Source organism: Actinophytocola sp. (assembly GCF_035634895.1).
Classification (GTDB): Bacteria; Actinomycetota; Actinomycetes; order Mycobacteriales; family Pseudonocardiaceae; genus Actinophytocola.
This window is the reverse complement of record NZ_DASQCC010000203.1, coordinates 13,984-36,648: the sequence shown is the minus strand read 5'-3', so window position 1 is coordinate 36,648 and position 22,665 is coordinate 13,984. Positions and strand designations below refer to the sequence as shown.

The window sequence follows — 22,665 nt, the reverse complement described above, 5'->3', positions numbered from 1 at the left end:
CGGATACCTGGCGCACAAGGGCGTCGTGGACCCGGTCAACCACGTGCTGTACATCGCGACGAGCGACGTCGCCGGCCCCTACGCCGGCGCGAAGGGCGACGTGTGGAAGTACGGCACCAACTCCGGCACCTGGACGCAGATCAGCCCGATCCCGTCGTCGAGCGGCGACGACTACTTCGGCTACAGCGGGCTGACGATCGACCGGCAGAACCCGAACACGATCATGGTGGCGACGCAGATCTCGTGGTGGCCGGACGTCATCTTCTTCCGCAGCACCAACGGCGGCGCGAGCTGGACGCGGGTCTGGGACTGGACCTCCTACCCCAACCGCAGCTTCCGGTACACACAGGACATCTCCGCCGCGCCGTGGCTGTCCTTCGGCACCAACCCGCAACCACCCGAGGTGACGCCGAAGCTCGGCTGGATGACCGAGTCGCTGGAGATCGACCCGCTCAACTCCAACCGCATGATGTACGGCACCGGCGCGACGGTCTACGGCACGACCAACCTGTCCAACTGGGACTCGAACACCCGGTTCACGATCAGGCCGATGGCCGCGGGCCTCGAGGAGACCGCGGTCCTGGACCTCGTCAGCCCGCCGACCGGCGCACCGCTGGTCTCGGGGCTGGGTGACCTCGGCGGCTTCCGGCACGCGAGCCTGACGACCGTGCCGCCCTCGATGTTCACCCAACCCCTCTTCACGACCACCACCAGCCTCGACTACGCCGAGACCAACCCGAGCGTGCTGGTGCGGGCCGGGAACTTCACCGACGCCGACCGCCCGAACGACAGCCACGTCGCGTTCTCGACCGACGGCGGCGCGAACTGGTTCCAGGGCACCGAACCCAGTGGTGTCAACGAGGGGGGCACGGTCGCGGCGGCCGCGGACGGCAGCCGGTTCGTGTGGTCCCCGCACGCCGTCCCGCCGTACTACTCGGTCGGCTTCGGCAACTCGTGGACGCAGGTCCAGGGCCTGCCGACGGCGTCGCTCGTCGAGTCGGACCGGGTCAACGCGAACAAGTTCTACGGGTTCGACGGCGGCCGGTTCTACGTCAGCGTGAACGGCGGCGCGACGTTCACGCAGACGGTGTCGACCGGGCTGCCGGCGACGGCGAAGTTCAAAGCCATGCCGGGCCGGGAGGGTGACCTCTGGCTGGCCGGCGACACCGGCCTGTTCCACTCGACGAACTCGGGCACGTCGTTCACGAAGGTGTCCAGCGTGACGTCGGCCCGCAACGTCGGCTTCGGCAAGGCGGCACCGGGCCGGACGAACATGGCGCTGTTCATCGTCGGCGTGGTCGACGGTGTCAGCGGGGTGTACCGCTCCGACGACACCGGCGCCACCTGGGTGCGGATCAACGACGACCGGCACCAGTACGGCAACATGGGCGAGGCGCTGACGGGCGACCCGCGGATCTACGGCCGGGTCTACCTCGGCACCAACGGTCGCGGCATCCTCTACGCCGACCGGACCGGTGCCGAGCCGCCGCCGACAACCGACCCGACGGATCCGACCGACCCGACGGACCCGACCGATCCCCCGCCGGCCGGCGGTACCTGCAAGGTGACCTACGGCGTCGACCAGTGGCCGGGCGGCTTCACCGGCTCGGTGACGATCGCCAACACCGGCACGAGCGCGGTCAGCGCCTGGAAGCTGGGGTTCACGTTCCCGGCCGGGCAGCGGGTGACCAGCGGCTGGGGCGCCACGTGGGTACAGGCGAGTGGCAGTGCCGAGGTGACCGCCACCAACCTGGACTACAACGGCTCGATCGCACCGGGCGGATCGGTGCGGGTCGGGTTCAACGGCTCGTGGACGGGGTCCAACCCGGCCCCGGCCGGGTTCATGGTCAACAACAACCCCTGCACGACCGGGAGCTAGCCATGTTCGCACGAAAGACACTCGCCGCGACGACGACCGTCCTGTTAGGACTGGCCGGGATGGCCGTCCTGGCCGCCCCGGCCGCCGCGGACCCGCTGAAGGTCCACGCCGCGGCGGCGGGCAGGTACATGGGCGACGCCGTCGACAACAGCGAGATCTCCGACGCCACCTACCGCACCCACATCGCGAACGAGTTCAACATGCTGACCCCGGGCAACGCGATGAAGTGGGACTCGACCGAGCCGTCACAGGGCCAGTTCAGCTACTCCCGCGCCGAGGAGATCATGAGCCTGGCGCGGACCAACGGCCAGCAGCTCCGCGGCCACACGCTGGTGTGGCACAACCAGACGCCGAGCTGGGTGCAGAACCTGGACGCGACGTCGCTGCGCACGGCCCTCGCCAACCACATCACCAACGTGGTCACCCACTTCAAGGGCCAGCTGTACGCCTGGGACGTGGTGAACGAGCCGCTGAACGAGGACGGCACGATGCGGAACTCGTTCTGGTACACCAAGCTCGGCACGAGCTACATCGCGGACGCGTTCCGCGCGGCCCGCGCGGCGGACCCGAACGTCAAGCTGTACATCAACGACTACAACACCGACGGCCTCGGCGCGAAGAGCGACGGCATGTACAGCCTGGTGCAGTCGCTGCTGGCGCAGGGTGTCCCGATCGACGGCGTCGGCTTCCAGGCGCACCTGGCGATCCAGTACGGCTTCCCGAACCAGATGCGGCAGAACCTGGCGCGGTTCGCGAACCTGGGCCTGGACGTGGCGATCACCGAGCTGGACGTCCGCATGCAGCTGCCATCGGACGCCACGAAGCTCGCTACGCAGGCGACCTACTACCGCGACGTCACGAACGCGTGCCTGGCGGTGGCCCGCTGCGTGGGCATCACGACGTGGGGCTACACCGACAAGTACTCGTGGGTGCCGAGCACGTTCCCCGGCGAGGGCGCGGCGCTGCTGGTGGACGAGAACTTCGGGGTCAAGCCGGCGTACACGGCGGTGCACGACGCGCTGGCGGGCGGCAGCAGCACCGACACCACCCCGCCGACGACCCCGGGCACCCCGACCGCGTCGAGCGTGACGGCCGGCGGCGCGGCGCTGTCGTGGACGGCCTCCACCGACAGCGGCGGCAGCGGCCTGTCCGGCTACAACGTCTACCGGGAACACGGCACCACGGACCCGCTGCTGGCCCAGACCACGACCAACTCGGCGACGTTGACGAGCCTGTCCCCGGCCACGTCGTACGAGGTCTACGTGCGGGCCCGGGACGGCGCCGGCAACCTGTCGCCCCCGTCGGCGACGGTGACGTTCACGACCCAGGACGGTCCGGCGACGGGCCCGTGCCGAGTGGTCTACAGCGCCTCGAACTGGGGCGGCGGCACGGGCTTCACCGCGGCCGTGACGATCACCAACACCGGCACGACCGCGACGAACGGCTGGACGCTGGCGTTCGCGTTCCCGGCCGGCCAGCGGGTGAGCCAGGGCTGGAACGCCACGTGGGCGCAGGCGTCGGGGAGCGCGAACGTGACCGCGACGAGCATGTCCTACAACGGGAACCTCGCCCCCAACGGGTCGACGCAGATCGGCTTCAACGGCACCTACACCGGGACCAACACGGCCCCGGCCACGTTCACACTGAACGGCGCGACCTGCGCGACGGCGTGAGCCGGACCGCGCTCGCCGGCGAGGCGGAGGTGACCCACGACGCGGTGGGGCCTCCGCTTCGCCATGTCCGGACGAGACCGCGTGGTCAGCTCGCCTGGTGCACGGCACTCACGATGAGCGCCACGCCGGCGGCGAGCACCACCATGGCGGCGAGCACGAAGACCAGTCCCCGTCGTTCGCCGTGCCTGAGTTGCGGCAGGGCGAAGACTCCGAAGACCAGGGCCGAGGCGCCCACGACGAGTGAGAACATCCCGAAGAAGTAGGCAAGCAGGACGAAGGCGAGCGCGAACCCGAGGGCGGCGACCCCCAGACCACTGACGGGCGCCTGGTTCCGACTTCGCTCGAGCCGCATCAGCTCGTCGAAGTCGGCGGCCCGCTCCTCATCGGACCGAGCGGGCCGGTCGACGGGAACCTGGTACTCATCAGCCGCGGACATGGGAACCCTCCAGTGACCCCAACCTGGCGCGAGGAGTGTACGGTCCCTCCACCCCGCGACGTGGCCGAACGACGAACTCTCCCCGCCGCCGTCGTGCACCATGTCCGACGGGTATCGCGTCATGCGAAACAAACCTTGGACAGGCATCGCGGCCGTTCCTACCTTGGGGTCATGACCGCCGCCGTGCTGGACCGCATCGACTCCGTGACGCTCTCGTCGGTGACCCTGCCGCTGCCGACGGGCATCAGCGACGCCAAGGTGCTGACCGGGCGGCAGCGGCCGATGACCGAGGTCGCGTTCCTGTTCGCCGAGATCACCACCGAGGGCGGGCACGAGGGTGTCGGCTTCAGCTACGCCAAGCGTGCCGGCGGCCCCGCCCAGTTCGCGCACGCTCGCGAGGTCGCGCCGGACCTCATCGGCGAGGACCCGAGCGACATCGGCCGGCTGTGGACCAAGCTCGTCTGGGCGGGCGCGTCGGTCGGGCGCAGCGGCGCGGCGACACAGGCGCTGGCGGCCGTCGACGTCGCGCTCTGGGACCTGAAGGCCAGGCGGGCGGGCCTGCCGCTGGCCAAGCTCCTCGGCGCGCACCGGGACTCGGTGCGTTGCTACGACACCTCCGGCGGGTTCCTGCACGAGCCGGTCGAGCAGGTCAAGGACAACGCCACCCGCACGCTCTCCGCCGGCATCGGCGGCATCAAGATCAAGGTCGGTCAGCCGGACTGGCGCGCGGACCTGCGCAGGGTCGCGGCGGTACGCGAGCACCTCGGCGACGACGTGCCGCTCATGGTCGACGCGAACCAGCAGTGGGACCGGCCGACGGCGGCGCGCATGGGCCAGGCCCTGGACGAGTTCGGCCTGGTCTGGATCGAGGAGCCACTGGACGCCTACGACGCCGAGGGACACGCGGACCTCGCGCGCACGCTGACCACCGCGGTGGCGAGCGGCGAGATGCTGACGAGCGTCGCCGAGCACCGTGAGCTGATCCGCCACCGGGCCGTCGACATCCTGCAGCCGGACGCGCCGCGGATCGGCGGCATCACCCAGTTCCTGAAGCTCGCGACGCTCGCCGAGCACGCGAACCTCGGCCTCGCGCCGCACTACGCGATGGAGATCCACGTGCACCTGGCGGCGGCGTACCCCGACGAGCCGTGGGTCGAGCACTTCGACTGGCTGTACCCGCTGTTCAACGAGCGGCTGGAGTGCCGCGACGGCCGCATGCACCTGTCCGGCCGGCCGGGGCTCGGCATCACGCTGAGCGAGCAGGCACGCGCGTGGACGGTGGACAGGACCACCATCGGTTCCTGACCACCGTCCACCCGGTGTCCACCTATGTCAGCGGTTCGATCCAGATGTTGCGGAAGCGCGGGTTCGCGCCCGCGTCGCCGTGGTCCTGAAGACGGATGGACTGCAGGGTCGCGTCCTCGCCGAGGCTGTCACCCGTGCCGCCGTCGACCTCGACGTCGTTCTGGACGACCACGCCGTTCCACACCAGCGTGAACCGCGCGTTCGCGAGCTTGTTGCCGGCGCTGTCGAACCGGGCCGCGCGGAACGTGATGTCGTAGGTCTGCCACGTGCCGGACGGCGTTCCCGCGTTGGTGGAGGGGGCACGCTTCAGGTAGATGCTGCCGCCCTCGTTGTTCGCCGGCGCGTGGCCGTAGGACTCCAGCACCTGCACCTCGTACCGCTCCTGCAGGTACACGCCGCTGTTGCCGCGGGCCTGCCCGGTCACCTCCGGTGGGAACTCCGGCTCGAACCACTCGACGTGCACCCGGGCGTCGCCGAACTTCTGCTTCGTCCGGATGTCACCACCGAGCGACTCCACCGAGCCGCCGGAGATCGGCCACGTCGCGGCGCCGCCCGCCCTCGCCTCCCACGCGTCCAGGTTGGACCCGTCGAACAGCGTGATCCGGGAACCGGCCGTGAGCGTCATCCTGTCGAGGTTCACGTTGCCGTCGTCGCCGCTGTCGTACCGGTAGGACACCGTGTTGGCACCCGCGTTCAGTGCCACCAGCTCGGTCGAGGTGGCCCACGTGTCCCAGTTCCCGGTGCTCGCCAGGTTGATCTGCCGCACCTTCGCGCCGTTGACGTACAGGCTCAGCCTCTTGTTGCCCGCGAACGGGTTCGGACCGTTCGAGTAGCGCAGCCGCGCCTGGTAGGTGCCCGCGGTGGGCACGTTCGCGTTGAACGTGGTGGCCGCGCCCTGGTTCCAGTAGCCGGCGACGAAGCCGCTTCCCGAGTAGCCGGCGTGGTCGGTGTTGACCACCGCGCCACCGGCCAGCCCCGCCGACTCGGCCTCGAGGTCGGCGTCGGCCACCAGCGAGTTCGCGCCGACGGTGAGCCTGTCGACGTTCACGTTGCCACCGTCGCCGCTGTCGTAGCGGTAGGAGATGGCGTTCGTGCCCGCGGCGAGGCTCACCGACTCGGTGGCGGTCGCCCATGTGTCCCAGTTCCCGGTGCTCGCCAAGGAGATCTGGCGGACCTTCGTCCCGTTCACGTACAGGCTCACCGTCTTCGCAGCGGCCTGACCGTTCGCGAAGCGCAGTCGTGCCTGGTAGGTACCGGCAGAGGGCACGCTCACGGTGAACGCCGTCGACGCGTTCTGGTTCCAGTAGCCGGCCACGAACCCCGTGCCCGAGTAGCCCGGGTGGTCGGTGTTCACCACCGCGCCACCGGTCAGCGCCGCCGCCTCGGCCTCGTAGTCGGTGTCCACATAGGGCCCGACCACGGCGTTGAGCGTGTACCAGGCCTCGGTGCTCCACAGCTGCTCGCCACTCTGCGAGGCGAACGGACGCGGCGACCGGACGTGCACGACCCGGCCCGCCTTCAGGCCGGACAGCTTGATCGTGACCTTCTTGCGGTCCGAGGACACCGTCGCCGACGTGACCGGGAGGGTCTCCTCGTCGACCTTCGGGCCGCCGTAGGCCACCGTCGGCACGTAACGCCACTGCTGTGCCTGGTACTTCGACACCAGACCACTGACCGTGGCGTCGGACAGCGGCTGGGTGTACTCCAGCTCGAAGCCGCCCGCGACCGCGCGCATGGCCAGGATGTCGAACGCGTTGGTGCCGTTGAACGCCACCTTCTGCAGGCCGTAGGTCAGCTTGCCCGCCTGGCCCCAGTTGCCGCCCGCGCCGATGCCGCCGGTGTACAGGGCGCCGTCCGGGCCCAGCGTCATGCGGCTCACGCCGGACTCGAGCCCTTGGGTCATGCGGAAGACGGCGCCCTGGTACTCGCCGTTGACCTTCTCCAGGAAGCCGCGCTGGATGCCGCCGTAGGTCACGTCACCGAAGACGAGCTGGCCGGCGAACGGGCCCTGCGAGAGCAGGATCGGGTTGCTCGGGGAGTTCGCGATCTCGTTCTGCGGCAACCACAGCACGGGCTGCGTGATCGGCTGCGACTCGAACGGCCCCGGCGGGTTCATGTAGTGGTTGAAGAAGCGGTTCTGCTTGATCTGCACCAGTTTCGACGCCGGCAGCCAGCCACCCTGGTTGTCGGTGACGAAGAGGTCGCCGGCGGGTCCCCAGCCGATGCCGTGTGGCGTGCGCAGCCCGCCTGCGATGTAGGAGACCGCGCCGGTGGCCTTGTTCACCTTGATCGTGGAGCCGCGGTTGGCCGACGGCTGGGGGTTGGTGGTGTTGCCGCCCTCGTCGATGGCGACGGACAGGTTGATGTAGAAGGAGCCGTCCTGGTAGAGCAGGCCGAACGCGAACTCGTGGAAGTTGCCGCCGAAGGGCCAGGTCGCGACGGTGCGGTAGTTGTCGGTGACCCAGTCGCCGTTGGTGTCGTTCAGCTCCGTGAGCCCGGTCTTCTGGGACACGTAGAGCTTGCCGTCGACGTACTTGATGCCCATCGGCTCCTTGAGCCCGCTGGCGATCCGCTGCGTGGTCACCCGCGAGGAGTTGGTGGTGCCGGTGACGTTGCTCAGCAGGTAGACCTCGCCGACGGTGTTGTTGGAGCCGCCCCAGGTGGTGATGGCGAGGCGACCGTCGGGCAACCAGTCCATGCCGGTCACCTGCGGCTGGAAACCGTTGGGGCGCAGGTTGGTCAGCGTGAGGTCCGGGTGCACGGCGTTCAGCTGTAGGCCGTCGCCGGGCGAGTCGTTGCCGCCGATGCACTCCTTGCGGCCCGGCGCGGTCACGCGGACGACGCCCGAGTCGGTGCTCAGGACGCTGTTCGGCACGACCGCGAACGCGCTCGCCCCGGGTGGCCGCCATTCGAGCGTGACCTGCTGGCCGCCGGCCCGGTCGAAGTGCTCGATCTTGAACCCGTGGTAGCCGGTGGTCAGCGACACGGTGCCTTCGACCGCCGTCGCGCCGTGCAGGCCGTCGTTGTTGATGAGGACCGTGTTGTCGAGGCTCATGCGTGAGCCGTCGTCACTGGTGAGCCGGAACGTGTAGCTGCCGGCCGTCGTGATGTTGACGTTGCCGGTGGCCTCGGAGACGAAGAAGTCCTGGATGCCGAACGCGTCACCGGTCCAGTCGATGTTCGGCATCAGCTTGTCGATGTTCGGCGTCTGACCGGACTTGAGCGTGCACAACCGGTCGAGCTCCACCTGGACGTCGAAGACCCGTAACGTCACGCCGGGTTCCTGAGGTGGCACGGCCGCCTGCGCGGGCATCGCCACGACAACGTTGACAATGAGGGCAGCGCACAGCGCGGCAAGGGACGACAGACGCATGTCTTGCTCCCGAGAGCGGAGGATTGAAGCAGGGGGTCACACCGCGTGCGCTGAACGTTAAGGCCACTTTTGTCGACGGTCAACGAAAGTCTGCTTGTTTTCAACAAAGTTACGTCAAACGGACGCAATAGTTCGACCCCCACCCAAACCACCCACCACCCCAACCCACACCCCCACCACCGCGAGTCCCGCCCCCAAAGCACCCCGAACCCCGCGTTCAAACACACCGAGTCCCGCGTTCACACACGCGCGAGTCCCGCATTCAAACAGGCCGAGTCCCGCGTTCGCGCACACCGAGTCCTGCGTTCGCACACACCGAGTCGCGCGTTCACACACGCGCGAGTCCCGCGTTCGCACAGCGCGAGTCGCGCGTTCACACACCCCGAGCCCCGCGTTCACACACCCCGAGTCCCGCGTTCGCGCACACCGAGTCGCGGTTTCGATGCCGGACGGGCGAGGACCAGGCTCAGCCGGGCCGCTCGGCTCCGCCGTCGAGTGGAACGCGTTCTATGCCGGTTGCGGCGCCCAGCGGTTCGCGGTGAGGCGGAAGCTGGGCAGGTCGGCGAGCTTGAGCGTCGCCTCGTAGGTGCGCTGGTAGCCGGTGTGCGCGATGCGCCAGCGGCCGTCCTCGCGGCGGTAGCGGTCCTCGTAGAACGCCGCGCCGATGATCACCACGCCGTGCTCGACGGCGATGACCGTGTCCTGGAAGGCCCAGGTCCCGCTCGCCTCGTCGCCGTCGACGTCGATCTCCGGCTGTGTGGCGAAGTGCGTGGTGATCAAGCCGGGACCGAGCTGCTTGCGCATGAAGCCGACGATCGCGTCACGGCCCTCCAGCCGCAGCGGGCGGCCGTACGTCGGGGTCCCGTAGTCCGCGACGGCGTCGGCGGTGAGGACGTCCGCGAGCCCGTCCCAGTCCTTCGTGTCGACGCAGCGGAGGTAGCGGTGCTTGAGACGCTTGATCTCTTCGAGTACGACGAGGTCCATGCGTCAAGCTTCCGCCCCGGCGGACGCCGACACAAGAACGTGTTCTCGTTTGATCTTGAACTACCAGCACTCCCCCACATGAACCAACTTTTGTCATAGGTCGACAAAAGTATGTCGTTCTTGACTAAAAGCGTGTGATACTTCGCGCCGAAGTCTTCACACAGTTGTCACAAAGTGACGCGGTGTTGGGAAAGGTGCGCATCACTCATGGACGAGACCCCCGACCGATCCAGCTTCACCCGGCGCGACGTGTTCAAGGCGACCGCGGGCGCCGCCGCCGTGCTCGCCGCGGCCGGCGCGCCGATCATCGCGACCGCGGGCCCGGCGCTGGCCGAGAAAGGCAAGGGCGGCGACCACGGGCATGGCGGTGGCCTGCACGCCGAACCGCTGATCCCCCAGCGCAACCGCGGGATGATCCTCTACAGCGTCCGCGACCGGATCACCGCGGCGCCGGACAACACCGGCGTGCCGTACGGCTTCGCACAGGTCCTCGAGGCGGTCGCCAGGTGCGGCTACTCCGAGGTCGAGTTCGCCGGCTACACCCAGCACACCTCGATCCTGGGCCGGCAGATCACCCCGGCCGAGATCCGCAAGCTCCTCGACGACAACGGCCTGGTCGCGAACGGCACCCACACCACGATCAACCCGGCCACGTTCGAGCAGGAGATGGACATCGCCCAGACGCTGGGCATGCGCAACATCGGCACCGGCGGCGACCCGTCCGGCAGCCGCTACCGCTCCGACTGGGACGCCGCCGCCGACGTGTGGAACGACCTCGGCCGCAAGGCGAGGGCCCGCGGCCTGCGCCTGTACACGCACAACCACCACGACGCCTACGACTTCCTGCTCGACGCGGGCCCGCTCGACGCGAACGGCAAGCCGACCCGCAGCACCGGCCTGCGCAAGCTCGAGTACTTCTTCGGCCTCACCGACCCGCGGTACGTGTTCTTCGAGATGGACATCTTCTGGGCCTACGTCGCGCGGTTCCGGCACCAGACCTACACCGACCGGCGCGGCAACACCCAGACCGACCTGTTCGACCCGATCCTCACCGTCGCGCCACGCACGACCCGGTTCCCGCTGTTCCACGCCAAGGACGGCGTCAAGAACCCGAACGCGGGCGACGGCTACGACATGACGGCGCTCGGCGTCGGCGACATCAACTTCCAGCAGTTCTTCGAGGTCATCGGCCAGCAGAACTTCCACCACGCCAACTGGGAGAACGACAACGCTCCCGGCGGCGCCGCCAACCCGGGCCGGTCCCTGCAGCAGGCCCAGCTCAGCTACGACAACATGTCCGCGCTGACGATCTACCGCCACTAGACCTCTCCGCGTTCACCGTCGCACCTGGAGAATCCATGGCTTCTTCGGCAAGACGCACCTGGCTCGCGGCGGCCACCGGTCTGGTGGCCGCCGCGGCCCTCACCCTCACGGGCGGCGTGTCCGCCGCGGCGGCATCGGACGGGCAGGGCGACCGCGACCTCTCCGCACCGGAGAACGGTCCGGCCGCCCTGCGGTCCGACAACCGCCGGCCGGACACCTTTCGCGTGCTCGTCTTCACCAGGACCGTCGGCGAGCGACGCCCGTCGATCGCCGACGGCGTGCGGACCATCCGAGACCTGGCCAGGCACAACGGGTTCCAGGTCACCGCCACGCAGGACGCCGCCGCGTTCACCCCGGGCACCCTCACGCGGTTCCGGGCGGTCGTGTTCCTCAACACCGTCGGCGACGTCCTCGACGACACCCAGCAGGCCGCGTTCGAGGGCTACATCCGCGCCGGCGGTGGCTACGTCGGCGTGCACGCGGCCGCCGAGACCGAGCCCGACTGGGCCTTCTACCAGGAACTGGTCGGCACGAAGGTCGCCGGTGTCGCCGGGGTCGGCCGCGGGAACGTGCGGGTCGCCGACCGCGTCCACCCGTCGACCGAGACCGTGCCGCGCACGCTCACGCTGACCGAGGAGTGGTACAACTTCGCGGCCAACGTGCGTGGCAGGCAGCACGTGCTGGCCACCGCGGACGAGAGTTCGTTCAGCGGCGGAACAATGGGCTTCGACCACCCGGTCGCCTGGTGCCAGGACAAGGCCGGCGGCCGCTCCTGGTACACCGGGCTCGGTCACTCCGTCGAGTCGTACCGGGACAACGCCGTCCGCAGGCACCTGCTCGGCGGCATCGAGTGGGCCGCGGGCGTGGTCGAGGGCGACTGCGGCGCGACCGTACTCGCCAACTACGAGAAGGTCACGCTCAACGACGAGCCGGGTGAGCCCATGTCGCTCGCCGTGCTGCCCGACGGCCGGGTGCTGCACAACACCCGCGGCGGCGAGGTCCGGCTCTACGACCCCGCGACCGGCGCGAGCCCGGTGATCACCACGATCCCGGTCTACAGCCACGACGAGGACGGCCTGCAGACCCTCGCGATCGACCCGGGCTTCGCGACCAACAGGTGGGTCTACATCTACTACGCACCCGTGCTCGACACCCCGGTCGACGACCCGTCGACACCGGGGGTCAACGAGGGCGACGCGCCCCTGTCCAGCACGGACCCGACGGCGTGGGACAGGTTCGCCGGCTACAACCAGCTCTCCCGCGTGAAGCTGGTCGAGACGCCGGCGCCGCACCTCGACCTGTCGACCGAGCAGCGGATCCTGCGGGTCGGCACCGACCGCGGCATCTGCTGCCACGTGGCCGGCAAGGTCAAGTTCGACGGCCTGGGCAACCTGTTCCTGATCACCGGCGACGACACCAACGCCGGCGGGTCGGACGGCTTCACGCCGATCAACGACGGCGCGAACGCCGCACCCGGCCTGGACGCCCGGCGTTCCGCGGCCAACACCAACGACCTGCGCGGCAAGCTGCTGCGGATCAGGGTGCGGGCCAACGGGACCTACACGGTGCCGAGGGGGAACCTGTTCCCCGAGTCGGCGGACCACGACGGCAAGACCCGTCCGGAGATCTTCCTGATGGGCCTGCGCAACCCGTTCCGGTTCGACGTTGACCCGTCGGGCCGGGTGTACGTCGGCGACTACTCCCCCGACTCACGCACCGCCAGCCCCACCCGTGGCCCGGAGGGGACGGGCCGGTGGTTCAGCACCGACAGGGCCGGCAACTACGGCTGGCCGCTGTGTGTCTCGCCGAGCCTGCCCTACATCGACTTCGACTTCGACACGCGCACGCCGGGCTCGGCGTTCGACTGCGCCGCGGCGGTGAACGACTCGCGGCACAACACGGGGTTGCGGGTGCTGCCGCCGGTGCGGCAGGCACAGTTCTGGTACACCTACGAGGCGCGGACCCCGTGCCCGGGCGAGTACCTGGCGAACCCGCCGACCGCGTGCGACTTCAAGTGGCCCGTGATCGGCACCGGCGGCGTCGGGCCGCACGGCGGGCCGCTCTACTCCTACGACCGCGAGTCCACCTCGGACACGAAGTTCCCCGAGTACTACGACGACTCGGTCGTGTTCGGCGAGTTCACCCGGGACAAGCTGTTCATGATGCGGACCGACGGCAGGGGCAACCTCGTCGGCGTGGAACAGTTCCTGCCGGGCACCGTCTTCGACAACCCGATGGAGATGGAGTTCGGGCCGGACGGCAACCTGTACGTGCTGGAGTACGGCGACGGGTTCTTCCGCCCGAACCCGGACGCGCAGCTGTCGGTGATCCGGTACGTCAAGGGCACCCGCTCGCCGGTGGCGGTGCTCACCGCGACACCGACGTCCGGCACGGCACCGCTGGCCGTGGCGTTCTCCAGCGCGGGCACGCACGACCCGGACCCGGGCGAGTCGATCTCGTACGCGTGGGACTTCACCGGCGACGGCACGGTCGACTCGGCGGACCCCAACCCGTCGCACACCTACCCGTCCAACGGCCAGTACACGGCGAAGCTCACGGTGACCGACTCCAGCGGCAGGACCGCGGTGCTGACGCGCACGATCACCGTCGGCAACACCGCGCCGGCGGTGACGGTGACCTCGCCGGTGGGTGGCTCGTTCTTCGGCTGGGGCGAGGGCATCCCGTTCGAGGTGACGGTCACCGACCCGGAGGACGGCACGGTCGACTGCGCACGGGTGACCGTGACGTTCGTGCTGGGCCATGACGGCCATGGCCACGGCCAGGGCTCGACCACCGGGTGCACCGGTGTGCTGCCGACGCCGGCGGACGGCGCCGACCATGCCGGCGGGTACCTGTACGGCGGCATCAGCGCGTCGTACACGGACCTCGGCGGCGGTGGCCAGCCCCCGCTGACCACGATCGGGCAGACGGTGGTCCAGACCCCGCGCCAGCAGGCGGAGTTCGCCCAGGTGCAGAAGGGCACGGAGGTCACCGTCAGCTCCGACACGGGCGGCGGCAACGCGCTGACGAGCATCGACGCCGGCGACCACATCGCGTTCGACCCGGTCAACCTGGGCGACGCGTCGGCCGTGACCTTCCGGTACGCGGGCGGCTCGGCCGGGACGGCGGGTCAGCCACGGGCCGGGGTGGAGCTGCGGCTGGACTCACCGACCGGACCGCTGGTCACCACCGCCACCCTGGCGGCGACGAGCGGCTCGAACGCGTGGACCGCCCAGACCGTGCCGGTCAGCCAACCGGCCGGCGCGCACCGGCTGTACCTGGTCTTCACCCAGGCGACCGGCGGCCCGGCGACGGGCCTGTTCAACCTGAACTGGGTGGAGTTCACCCGGACCTGACCCCAGACACCTTGTGGGGCAACGCTTCTCGCGCGGCGGTGCCTCACAAGGCGGTCACCGGCGTGCGCGAAGCGTCTCCTCCGCGAGGGTGGGTTTTCGGAAAACTCGGCGTGACGTCCCGCACGGAAATGATCGGCAGACTTCTGGAGGAGGATATCTTCGCGCCCCGCGACCACCAGGTGTCCTGCGTCGCGGGCCGTCAGCTCCTGCCCAGCAGCGTGTTCAGCGTGTGGAAGTACGGCGGCGCGGCGACCGTGCCGCCGAAGGCGCCGTGGCCGCAACGACCGATGTGCACCGGCGGGCCGGGGCACAGCTCCCCCGGTGCCGAGCTGTCCGCGAAGACCAGGGAGGACACCGCGTAGCCGCCGGACCCGCCCACGAACGCGACCGACTCGCTCGTCTGTGTCGTGCCGGTCTTGCCGATGCCCGGCCGGTTCCAGCCCGCCGAGCGCGCGGCCGCCGCGGACGTGCCTTCCGTCGTGTCCTTGGAGAGGCCCGCCATGACCGTGTTCGCGACGTCCGGCGACACCACCTGGTCGCACGCCTGCGTCTTCAGCGTCACGGCCTTGCCGAACCGGTCGGTGACCGACCGGACCGGGTCGGGCGCGCACCACGTGCCGCCGGACATCAGCGTCGCCGACACGTTCGCCAGCTCCAGCGGGCTCACCGGGCTGTTGCCCAGCGTGAACGACGGCTTGTCCAGGAAGTACCTCGACTGCGGCTCGCCGCGCTGCGGGTCGTCCGACGACGGGTTCGGCGTCTTGCCCGCGTCGTTGGCGGCCAGGGTCTGCCGCAGGCCCAGCCGGTTGGCCATGTCCAGCACCGCCGGCATGCCGACCTTCGTCTCCAGGCCGACGAACGCCGTGTTCGGCGACGTCGCGAGGCCGTCCGCCAGGCTGATCGGGTCGGGGTAGCCGCCGTCGTTGTGCACGGTGTAGCACCGGCCGCCCGACAGTGCGTAGCAGCCGCTCGACGGGTTCGGCAGCGGCGTGTCCAGCCCCGCCGCCCCCGACTCGACGGCCGCCGTCGCGGTGAAGATCTTGAACACCGAACCGGCGCCGAACGGGTCGGACACCTCGGACACGATGTTGCTCGACGTCTCCCCCCGCGACGCGTCGGTGCCCAGGTTCCGGTTCGCGACCATCGCCAGGACCTCGTGCTCGTCGTTGCCCGGCGCGATGATCGCCATCGTGTTGGCCACGCCGTCCTGCGTGGTGGGCACGTTGGCGTCGACCGCGTCCTTCGCCGCCCGGCTCACCGCCGGGTCCAGCGTGGTGCGGATGGTGTAGCCGCCGGTCGCGAGCTGGTCGCCCGACAGCCCGGTGACCGAGTGCAGGTAGGTCAGGGCGTACTGGCACAGGAACCCCGCGTCCGGCGCGGCGCCCGCGCACGTGCTCGGCGGCACGTCCGGGCCGCCCGCGACCACGCCGAGCGGGGTCTTCTTGGCCTCCGCCGCCGCCTTCTCGTCGATCGAGCCGGTGGCGGCCATCGCGTCGAGGACCTCGTTGCGGCGGTCGAGCGTGGCCTGCGCGTGCGCGTACGGGTCGTAGGTGGTCGGGTTGTTGACCATCCCGGCGAGCAGGGCGGCCTGCTGGATGTTCAGCTTGTCCACGGGCACGCCGAAGTAGGCCTGGGCGGCGGCCGCGGCGCCGTAGACGCGCCCGGTGAGCTCGACGACGTTGAGGTAGTCGGTGAGGATGTCGTTCTTGCTGGTCGACCGGTCCAGCTCGATGGCCGACCGGGCCTCGCGGATCTTGCGGGTGAGCGTGTCGGCCCGGTCCTCGGCCTGCGCCTTCGGGTCGTTCCGGTCGACGACGTTGATCAGGTAGTTCTTCACCAGCTGCTGGGTGATCGTCGAGCCGCCCTGCGTGGGACCGCCGTCGATGTTGTTCAACAGCGCACGCAGCACCGCGGCCGGGTCGATGCCGTGTTCGGTGTAGAAGTGCCGGTCCTCGATGGAGATGATCGCGGCCTTGAGCGTGTCCGGGACCTGCTTCGCCGCCAGCGGCAGCCGGTACTGGTCGAAGAGCGTCGCGATCGGCGTGCCGTCGCGGTCGGTGACCGTCGTGACCAGGGGCGTCTGACCGTCGAGCGACGTCGGGGAGATGCTGGCGGCGGTGGCGGCCACCTTGCCGGCCGCCAGCCCGCTGCTCACCACGACGGGCGCGAGCAACGCGGCGACCAGGATCCCCGCCAGCAGCACTCCCCCGGTCAACCGCAACAACCCACGCATCAGCCACCCCTCGTCCCGTTGCTCACCACCCTGTGCCCAGAACCTGAAGGGAAGATGAGAGGGCGCTGAGAGATGCCTGTCAGAGTCTCCGAGTCAGAGGTTTCGCCGGGAACGTCGCGGCTCGTCAGCGCACGCGGCCGATGGCGCCGTAGCCGAGCAGCCTGGCCGGCGAGGTCGCGTGCCGCGTCCACACCGGGTCGCTCTGGTCGGCTGTCTCCCCGCGCCAGTCGTGCAGCAGCGTCAGCCCAGGCGGAACCAGCTCGGTGCCGGCGAACCACGAGCCGATGGTCTCCCTGGTGCGCGGGTACACGCGCTCGCCGGCCAGCTCGTACAGGGCGAGCAGGCCGGCCAGCTCCTCGGCGGTCTTCGGGTCGGCCTCGTCCTGGCTCATGGTCGAGATCGCGAGGTAGCTGCCGGACGCGCACGCGTCGCGGTAGCCGGCGACGAGCCCGGCCGGGTCGTACTCGTCGCCGACGAACAGCAGGAGGCCCGCGCACAGCAGCGCGACGGGCCGGCCGAAGTCGAGGAGCCGCCGGGTCTCCTCGTGTTCCAGCACCGACCTCGGGTCACGCACGTCGGCCCACACGACGGTCGCGTTCTCGTTGTCCCGCAGCAGCTCGGCGGCGTGGTGCACGGCGACGGCCTCGTAGTCGACGTAGACGACGCGGGTCGCGGGGTCCTGCCGCTGCGCGATCTCGTGCACGTTGCCGACGGTCGGGATGCCGGAGCCGAGGTCGAGGTACTGGCGGACGCCCTGGGACATCAGGTACTCGACCACCCGGCGCAGCCACGCGCGGTTGATGCCCGCGATGTGCCGGACGAACGGCGCGACCTGCTCGACCTGCGCGGCGAGCGCCCGGTCCGACGCGAAGCTGTGCGACCCGCCGAGATAGTAGTCGTACATGCGAGCGGCGTTCGGCTTCTCGATGTCGAGATCGCGGACGTAGGTCGGCGGCTGGGGCGTCATGACGGAAGACTCCGTTTCCAGGCGACGGGTGGCGGACCACCCCAGAGCCTACGACCGCGACCCACCCCCGAAAACGCGTTCGGCGAAACGAAGTCGCGGTCTCGGGCGGATCCCGCGCGGTAGGACGGTTCCGCCGAGGCTGGACATCCAGGCCCTTTCCCACCAAGGTGAACCAGGTCACGGAAGTAACGGGGACGACTTCGTCGTGTGCTGGGGAGGGGTTCGATGTCGGAGTTCAGCCGTCGCGATGTCCTGCTGGGGGCCGGGGTGCTGGCGGGCGCGTCGGTGCTGACCGGCCAACCGGCCGTCGCCGGGGCGGACGACACGGTCTCGATCGGCGAGGGCACGAACATGTCCGCCCACCTGTCGCCGGACGGCGAACACGTGGCGATCGACCTGGTCACCGCGATCTGGACGGTACCGGCCACCGGCGGCGAGGCCCGGCGGCTGACCGGTGACGACATGGACGCGACGCTGCCGACGTGGTCGCCGGACGGGCGGACGCTCGTGTTCCAGGCGTACCGGGACGGAAACTACAACCTGTACACCATCCACGCGAACGGTGCCGGGTCGCGGCAGCTCACACACGGCCCGTTCGACCACCGCGAGCCACGTTTCGCACCGGACGGCAGGACGATCGCGTTCTCGTCCGACCTGGGCGGCAGCTACGGCGTGCACACCCTGGACGTCGCGACGGGCGCGGTGACGACGCGCGTCGACTCGGCGGCCGAGGAGGCGATGCCGTCGTGGTCCGCGGACGGCAGGCGCCTGGTGTACACAGTGGACAGTACGGCGATCGACGTGCTCGACCTGTCGACGGGTGCCACGACCCGGTTGGTGACGGCGCCGGCCGGCGCGACGCTGTACGGCCCGTCGTTCTCGCCGGACGGGGTGCTCGCGTACGTGCGGATCGCGGGCGCGACGGCGGAGCTGGTCGTGGGCGACCGGGTGGTCAGCGGACCGGGCGAGGACGTCTTCGGCTTCGCGCCGTCGTGGCCGTCGCGGTCCGAGCTGCTGTACACCGCGGACGGGAAGCTCAAGCGCCGCCGGCTGGACGGCTCGGTGCGGGCGGTGACGTTCGCGGCGGCGGTGCCGGTGGTCCCGCGGTCCCGGTACCACCACACCGTGCGCGACCTCGACTCCACCCGAGAGCAGCCGGCCCGGGGGATCGCGTCGCCCGTGGCGTCCCCGTCGGGCACCCACGTGGCGTTCCGCGCGCTGAACGCGTTGTGGCTGCTGAAGATCGGCGACCCAACGCCGACCCGCCTGGTGGCGGACGGCTACTTCAACTCCGACCCGGACTTCACACCGGACGGCCGGGCACTGGTGTACGCGTCGGACCGCGCCGGCGACGCGGACCTGTGGCGGCGCGACCTGTCGACGGGCGCGGAGCGGCGGCTGTCGAGCCTGCCGGGCGCGCAGGTGGCGCCGAGGGTGTCGCCGGACGGCGGGCGGGTGGCGTACGCGGATCAGGACGGCGTGACGTGGATCCTGGACCTGGCTTCCGGAGCGGCACGACAGGTGACCCCGCCGCTGTTCATGCCGGGGCGGCCGACGTGGTCGCCGGACGGCCGGACGGTGGCGCTGGCGGCGGTGAAGCCGTACTCCCGGCGTTTCCGCGAGGGCACGAGCCAGATCCTGACGGTGAACCTGGACTCCGGCGCACTGACCTACACCGAGCCACTGCCACACGCGTCGATAGCCACACGCGGCGACGACGGGCCGGTGTGGTCGCCGGACGGCCGGTACCTGGCGTTCGTGGTGGAGTCGTGCGCGTGGGTGGTGCCGGTGTCCCCGGACGGCACGTTCACCGGCGAGGCCCGCCAGGTGACCCACGAGGTGACGGACTCGCTGTCGTGGCTGGGCGCCGACCGGTTGCTGTACCTGCACAACGGGACGCTGCGCTGGATCCGCGTGACGGGCGGCGCACCCCACGACGTGCCCCTGTCCCTGCGCTGGCGCCCGGCCAGGGTCCGCCAGCACGACGTGATCCGCGCGGGTGCCGTGTGGGACGGGCAGTCCACCCGCCTACGGGAGTCGGTGGACATCGTGGTGGACAACGGAAAGGTCGCCGACGTACTGCCGGCGGGCGGTCGGCCGTACACGGTGGACGCCCGGACGCTGACGGTCATGCCCGGCCTGATCGACGCCCATGTCCACTGGCACCTGCGCGGGAGGCAGTGGGGCGACCGGCAGGGCAGGCTGTGGCTGGCGTACGGGATAACGACGACGAGGTCACCGGGCGACCCGGCGTACCAGTACGTGGAGACACGGGAGTCGTTGGACTCGGGAACCCGGGTGGGGCCACGGTATCTGGGCACCGGCGAGGCGATCGACGGTTCGCGGGTGTACTACAACTTCATGCGCACGACCCGGTCAGTGGGGCAGTTGGAACTGGAGTTGGACCGTGCGAGAGCGCTGGGCTACGACCTGATCAAGACGTATGTTCGGCTTCCGGTGGCCTACCAGCGCCGGGTAGTGGCGGCGGCACACCGAGCGGGACTGCCGCTGTCGTCGCATTATCTGTACCCGGCCGAGCGGATCGGCATGGACGGAATGGAACACACGGGCGCGACGAACCGGCTCGGCTATTCCCACACGGTGTCGAGGCTGGGCAGGTCGTACGCGGACGCGGTGACGCTGTTCGCGAAGTCCGGCATCTCCCTCACACCCACGCTGTTCAACTCGTCGGCCCTGTACGCCGAGGACCGCTCCCTGGTCGAGGACCATCGGACGAGGACCCTGTTCCCCGCCTGGGAGTACGCGGCCCTGGTGACGAAAGCGGACGCGGCGAGAAACCCGGCCAACGCGTACGTAATGGCATTACTGGCGGCGAACGTCGACATGGTGCTGCGAATCCACAGAGCGGGCGGCCTGGTGATATCGGGAACCGACGCCCCGTTGGACAACCCGGCCGTGTCGCTGCACACAAACCTGAGGGCAAAGGTCAAATTCGGCTTCACCCCGTACGAGGCCCTGACCACGGCAACGAGAAACCCCGCGAAGTGGCTGGGCCACACAGGTCAACTGGGCGAAATCCACCGAGGCACCCAAGCGGACCTGTCATTCGTCCACGGCAACCCCCTGACCGACATCAACGCCGCAGCGGCGGTACACATGGTCATGACAGCAGGAAAACTACGGACGGTCGACGAGTTGCTGACCCCGTTCCAGTCCCCCGCGGCAGCCAGCATCCCGGCCCTGGCCACCAAGTCCCCCACCCCTGTCGACGACGACATCTGGTGGCACGAACCGGAGCGAACCCACCACTACTGCTGCTAACCGCGACCTGTCACGGAAACCCACTCGGCCCTTCACCCGTTCCGGGCAGACCCCCACACCCCGAACACGCATGTCGTATGCTCAGCTACCGAGGCCCGGAATCAGGGGAGGATGATAGAGAGCCTATCTCCGGCGCCGAGAACACCAACGTCACCGAAATGACAAGAAGGCCCTCGAGGGCCTTCTGCCCAGGGTCTGATACATGTTGATAAGGCGTTCCCTGCTTCTGGTTAGCCTGCTTGGGCTCGCGCTTGCCACTGCTTGCACGACCATGAGCCCGGGTGAGCCCCGCGCGACTGGCTCCGCCGGCGGCGAGACTTCCAAATCAAGACATCAAACCTCCGAGGGCGGAGAGGACCTGCCGTTCGCCGGGGCACCAAAGGTGGAGAACCCGTTGGGTACGTCCTCCTACGAGGAGGACCCGTGTAAATCACTCAGCGAAGATCAGGCCAAATACCTAGGTCTTCCGTCTACCGGCACCATTGACCACAATGTTGTTCTCGGCGTCGGCTGCGATTGGGTCAACAAAGAAACGGGCGGCGAGGTTGAAATCGTCTTCGTCGTCGACGATCCCACCGGCCTCAGCTCAGAATATGATGCCAACAAACGAGGCGAGTGGAAGTTCTTCGAAGAACTACCCGATATCGAAGGGTACCCGGCGGTAGCAAGGGGTGACCCCGACGATCGGGACATCGGCCATTGCACGGTGGTCGTGGGAGTCGCGGACGATATGGCCTTCGAAACAATCTTGCGATTGTCGGACGTCAATGTCGGAAGATTAAAGCCGTGCGACGTCGCTTCCGAGGTAGCGGGGTTGGCATTGAAGACGATGAAGCAGGGGGCATAGTCGTGGGCCAGATCTTCAATATGACGCCTCACCAGATCTACGAGTACTTCGCCACCGCGCCCGGAACCGAACGGCTGGACAATGCGCAGAACGCCACCCGCCAGGAATGGGTCTTGGACGAGGACCGCGCCGCTCTCATTCGCAAGCAGAGGGAGCTGATTCGGGGATCTTTCCCCACCGAACATCAAGATTATTCTACGTCCGCCTGAACCGACCCGGTCGATCGGGATCAACGTGCCGTCAAGGATCACGTAGGCCATCTTTCTGCCGCTTCGCCCTCCGCAATGCGGCGCGGAGCTTGGGGAACACTGCGCGAGCAACTCCACCATTTCGTTGACATATCGCCAGCCCCCGCGGCAGCCAGCATCCCAGCCCTGGCCACCAACCCCCCATCCCTATCCACGACGACATCTGGTGGCACAAACCAGAGCGAACCCACCACTATCTACTGCCGACCACAGGCCTGTCACGGAAAGTCACGACAACCGGCCCCTCACCCGTTCCGGGAAGACCCCCACACCCCGAACACGCATGTCGTAAGCTCAGCTACCGAGCGTTCCGGCACACCCGGAGTCAGGGGGAGGACGATGAGCAACGGGCAGGCACACCACGCCAATATCCAGACCCAATTGGGCGGCATGTTCACCACCCACACCACCGACGGCACGATCACCGGCGGCACCTTCACCTACAACGAGTCCGACATGCGCACCATCATCAACAACTGGCGCGAGCTCGCGGACAGCTACGACAACTCACTCGACCGCGCTCACCGTCTCGCGAGGATCGAGCCACCGGCCGAAGACTTCGCCAGCCGAGCGCACGCTGCCGCCGCCAATCGCTCAGGGGATTCCTACAAACATTATGTTGAGCACAATCGAGACTACTGCTCACAGCAGGCCGACCTGTGCCAAAAGGCGCTCGACCATTATCTCGGTATTGAGCAAAACAATACAATCGAAATAAGCAAGACCGCCCCAGACGGCTCTCGACCCAGGATATGAGGC

14 protein-coding genes are annotated in these 22,665 nt (G+C 69.2%); 9 read left to right on the top strand and 5 right to left on the bottom strand.

The window, feature by feature from the left end:
• Together VET29_RS30760 and VET29_RS30755 are read left to right on the top strand one after the other, a co-directional pair.
• The coding region (locus VET29_RS30760; protein WP_324926949.1) for a cellulose binding domain-containing protein at positions 1-1,879 on the top strand (1,879 nt) is incomplete at its 5' end.
• 2 nt (positions 1,880-1,881) lie between these two features.
• Positions 1,882-3,552, top strand: coding sequence for an endo-1,4-beta-xylanase (locus tag VET29_RS30755; protein ID WP_324926946.1), 1,671 nt, complete (start codon positions 1,882-1,884; stop codon positions 3,550-3,552).
• An 85-nt stretch (positions 3,553-3,637) separates the two neighbouring features.
• Here VET29_RS30755 and VET29_RS30750 read toward each other — a convergent pair whose 3' ends face one another.
• Positions 3,638-3,988 (bottom strand): hypothetical protein, encoded by a 351-nt coding sequence (locus VET29_RS30750; RefSeq protein WP_324926943.1) that lies wholly within the window; start codon positions 3,986-3,988, stop codon positions 3,638-3,640.
• 171 nt (positions 3,989-4,159) lie between these two features.
• Between VET29_RS30750 and VET29_RS30745 the strand changes: the two genes are divergently transcribed.
• Entirely contained in the window at positions 4,160-5,293 is a 1,134-nt protein-coding gene (locus VET29_RS30745; RefSeq protein ID WP_324926940.1) for an L-talarate/galactarate dehydratase, read from the top strand.
• Positions 5,294-5,315: 22 nt separating this feature from the next.
• Here the strand turns inward: VET29_RS30745 and VET29_RS30740 are convergent, their stop codons facing one another.
• Both VET29_RS30740 and VET29_RS30735 read right to left on the bottom strand, forming a co-directional pair.
• Positions 5,316-8,666 carry a family 16 glycoside hydrolase gene (locus VET29_RS30740; protein ID WP_414636665.1) on the bottom strand — a complete coding sequence of 1,117 codons (3,351 nt, stop codon included), beginning with the start codon at positions 8,664-8,666 and terminating at the stop codon, positions 5,316-5,318.
• A gap of 507 nt (positions 8,667-9,173) precedes the next feature.
• Positions 9,174-9,650 (bottom strand): nuclear transport factor 2 family protein, encoded by a 477-nt coding sequence (locus VET29_RS30735; protein ID WP_324926936.1) that lies wholly within the window; start codon positions 9,648-9,650, stop codon positions 9,174-9,176.
• A 207-nt stretch (positions 9,651-9,857) separates the two neighbouring features.
• Between VET29_RS30735 and VET29_RS30730 the strand changes: the two genes are divergently transcribed.
• Positions 9,858-10,973 carry a sugar phosphate isomerase/epimerase gene (locus VET29_RS30730; protein ID WP_324926933.1) on the top strand — a complete coding sequence of 372 codons (1,116 nt, stop codon included), beginning with the start codon at positions 9,858-9,860 and terminating at the stop codon, positions 10,971-10,973.
• A 35-nt stretch (positions 10,974-11,008) separates the two neighbouring features.
• Complete coding sequence (locus tag VET29_RS30725) at positions 11,009-14,329, top strand: ThuA domain-containing protein (protein ID WP_324926930.1); 3,321 nt, start codon at positions 11,009-11,011, stop codon at positions 14,327-14,329.
• A gap of 199 nt (positions 14,330-14,528) precedes the next feature.
• Here VET29_RS30725 and VET29_RS30720 read toward each other — a convergent pair whose 3' ends face one another.
• Both VET29_RS30720 and VET29_RS30715 read right to left on the bottom strand, forming a co-directional pair.
• Positions 14,529-16,562, bottom strand: coding sequence for a transglycosylase domain-containing protein (locus tag VET29_RS30720; RefSeq protein ID WP_324926927.1), 2,034 nt, complete (start codon positions 16,560-16,562; stop codon positions 14,529-14,531).
• Positions 16,563-16,686: 124 nt separating this feature from the next.
• The gene (locus tag VET29_RS30715) at positions 16,687-17,529 is read right to left on the bottom strand and encodes an SAM-dependent methyltransferase (protein WP_324926924.1); all 843 of its coding nucleotides are present in this window, start codon (positions 17,527-17,529) and stop codon (positions 16,687-16,689) included.
• Positions 17,530-17,754: 225 nt separating this feature from the next.
• On the opposite strand from VET29_RS30715, the gene VET29_RS30710 reads away from it, so the two are divergent.
• The 4 genes from VET29_RS30710 to VET29_RS30695 all read left to right on the top strand — a co-directional run bounded on the left by VET29_RS30710 (position 17,755) and on the right by VET29_RS30695 (position 22,662).
• Entirely contained in the window at positions 17,755-20,811 is a 3,057-nt protein-coding gene (locus VET29_RS30710) for an amidohydrolase family protein (protein WP_324926921.1), read from the top strand.
• A 202-nt stretch (positions 20,812-21,013) separates the two neighbouring features.
• Positions 21,014-21,658: a DUF3558 domain-containing protein gene (locus tag VET29_RS30705; protein ID WP_324926918.1), complete on the top strand. Its 645-nt coding sequence runs from the start codon at positions 21,014-21,016 to the stop codon at positions 21,656-21,658.
• A gap of 2 nt (positions 21,659-21,660) precedes the next feature.
• Positions 21,661-21,867 carry a hypothetical protein gene (locus VET29_RS30700; RefSeq protein WP_324926915.1) on the top strand — a complete coding sequence of 69 codons (207 nt, stop codon included), beginning with the start codon at positions 21,661-21,663 and terminating at the stop codon, positions 21,865-21,867.
• A 378-nt stretch (positions 21,868-22,245) separates the two neighbouring features.
• Positions 22,246-22,662, top strand: coding sequence for a hypothetical protein (locus VET29_RS30695; RefSeq protein WP_324926912.1), 417 nt, complete (start codon positions 22,246-22,248; stop codon positions 22,660-22,662).
• Positions 22,663-22,665 lie beyond the last annotated feature (3 nt).